This window comes from Paraburkholderia sp. GAS42 (assembly GCF_050436565.1).
In the GTDB taxonomy this organism is placed as follows: domain Bacteria; phylum Pseudomonadota; class Gammaproteobacteria; order Burkholderiales; family Burkholderiaceae; genus Paraburkholderia.
In genome coordinates, this window is sequence record NZ_JBNDML010000066.1 from 1 (window position 1) to 1,433 (window position 1,433).

Annotated in this window: 1 protein-coding gene; it reads left to right on the top strand. The window is 60.9% G+C overall.

Translation table 11 applies throughout. The features are described from left to right. The first annotated feature begins 92 nt into the window (after positions 1-92). Positions 93-1,424: an IS4 family transposase gene (locus tag P3T16_RS34785; protein WP_429345660.1), complete on the top strand. Its 1,332-nt coding sequence runs from the start codon at positions 93-95 to the stop codon at positions 1,422-1,424. The last annotated feature ends 9 nt before the right edge of the window (positions 1,425-1,433 follow it).

The following is a 1,433-nucleotide window of genomic DNA, read 5'->3' on the forward strand; positions in this document are numbered from 1 at the left end:
TAATGCCGTTCAGTTAGCACTGAACGGCATTTTCATTTGCAGAGCAGGAAGAGGTTGTAAACGGCGCGCCGGGGTGTTAACTTTTCGGCGCGATGCTCTCAGCCCACCTTACCTACCTGATCGAAGCGCAAGAGCCGGTAGCCGACCTGAGCCGGCTGGCTGAGCATCTGCCTTACGAATGGATTGAGCACGCGGTGCGTGCTACGGGGACGGCAAGCCTGCGGCGGCGACGCCTGCCGGCCGAGCAGGTGGTATGGCTGGTGATCGCTCTGGCCATGTACCGGCACTGGTCAATCAGTGAAGTGCTCGACGGACTCGATCTGGCGCTGCCCAGCGAGGATGCACCATTCGTCAGCAAGAGCGCGGTGACGCAGGCGCGTCAGCGCATCGGCGAAGCGCCGCTGGCATGGCTTTTTGACCGGACAGCTCGGACCTGGACCCGGCAGGACGCGGCTCACCATGCGTTCAAGGGGTTGAGTTTGTGGGCGATGGACGGCACCACGCTACGCACGCCCGACAGCCCCGCCAACCGGGAGCACTTCGGCGCGCAAGGTTACGCCGGTGGCAGAGTGGCCAGCTATCCGCAGGTGCGCGCAGTGACGCTCACGGCGATTCCAACGCATCTGGTCGCCGACATCAATTTCGGTCGTTACGACACCAACGAGATGGTGTATGCAAAAGGCCTGTTGCCGCAGATACCGGAAGATTCGCTGACGGTATTCGATAAAGGCTTTCTGTCTGCCGAAATCCTCTGTGGCCTGACGATGGGAGGACGTAACCGCCATTTCCTGATTCCCGCCAAATCCAATAGCTGCTGGGAAGTGATCGCGGGTACCGCTGACGATGCGACGGTACGCATGCGCGTCTCGCCGCAGGCGCGCAAGAAGTGCCCGGCTCTGCCCGAATTCTGGAATGCGCGGGCGATCCGCACCATCGATGCGCGCGGGCGCGAACGCGTGCTACTGACTTCGCTGGGCGATCGTCGCCGCTTCAAACCCGCTGATATCCTGGCCTGCTACGAGCGTCGCTGGCAGATCGAAACCAGCTACCGCGAGCTTAAGCAATCGATGCTCGGCTCGGAGTTGACCTTGCGCAGTCGTACGGTCGAAGGTGTGTATCAGGAGATATGGGGTGCGTTGATCGCCTACAACCTGATTCGCCGTGAGATCGCCAGCGCCGCATGGGAAGCGAAACTCGAGCCGACCGATATCAGCTTCGTGCGCGCCCTGCACACGATCCAGCACGAAATGATGTGGGCCGCGCTAACGCCGGCCTATGCGAAATTGCCCGCCTGTCTGAAGCGCCTGCGTGAGCGCCTCAAGTCGCTGCCCAATGAAAAACGACCCGGCCGCGCATGCGACCGGGTCGTCAAATCTCGACCTCACCGTTATACCGTTCGTTTCTTGAAGAAGGATCTTAACTGAACGGCATTA

Bases quoted from the DNA above. Each gene is read 5' to 3' on its own strand.
- P3T16_RS34785 (WP_429345660.1), top strand. From the start codon at position 93: ATGCTCTCAGCCCACCTTACCTACCTGATCGAAGCGCAAGAGCCGGTA.